Raw genomic sequence first — 684 nt, 5'->3', positions numbered from 1 at the left:
CGCCGCCATGGCGTTTGCCGCCTGCATGGCCGCCACCTCTGCCGTGGCGGGGCCGCGCATTGATGCGCGTGCCTTCGCCACGCTGGCCGCCACCTGCGCGCCGCGGGTGGACCGCCTCACGCTCGAAGCGCTGGTGCGCACGGAATCGGCCTACAACCCGTATGCGATCGGCGTGGTGGGCGGCCGGCTGGTGCGCCAGCCCGCCACGCTCGAAGAAGCCGTGGCGACGGCACGTTCCCTGGAACGCCAGGGCTACAACTTCAGCGTCGGCCTCGGGCAGGTCAACCGCTACAACCTCGCGCGCTTTGGCGAGACGCTGGAGACGGCCTTCGATGCCTGCCGCAATCTGCGCGCAGGCGGCACCATCCTCGCCGAGTGCTTCGCGCGCTCGCTGCCGCGCTATGGCGACCAGCAGCAGGCGTTGCGCGCCGCGCTGTCGTGCTACTACAGCGGCAACTTCGAGACCGGCTTCCGCCACGGCTATGTGCAGAAAGTGGTTGCCAACGCCGGCGACGTGCCGGCCATCGTGCCCGACGCGACCGGTGGGCGGATCGAGCCGATTCCCGTGGTGCCCGCGGGCGGCGGCACCCCGGCCCCGAGGGCGCCACGCGCAGCTTCAGCGGCGGCGCAACCACGGGTGCTGACCGGCAGCGCGTGCACGGGCCAGGCCGGCCGGCAAGTGAT

At 72.4% G+C, this 684-nt stretch carries 1 protein-coding gene; it reads left to right on the top strand.

All coding sequences use genetic code 11. The features are described 5' to 3' along the window. Positions 1–25: 25 nt before the first annotated feature. A partial coding sequence (locus tag FUT88_RS25645; RefSeq protein ID WP_261797304.1) for a lytic transglycosylase domain-containing protein occupies positions 26–684 on the top strand: 659 nt, incomplete at its 3' end.

Origin of the sequence: Ralstonia sp. TCR112 (genome assembly GCF_007997035.1) — a bacterium.
Lineage (GTDB): Bacteria > Pseudomonadota > Gammaproteobacteria > Burkholderiales > Burkholderiaceae > Ralstonia > Ralstonia edaphi.
The sequence above is the reverse complement of the archived record's forward strand: the minus strand, read 5'-3'. Positions and strand labels throughout refer to the sequence as shown.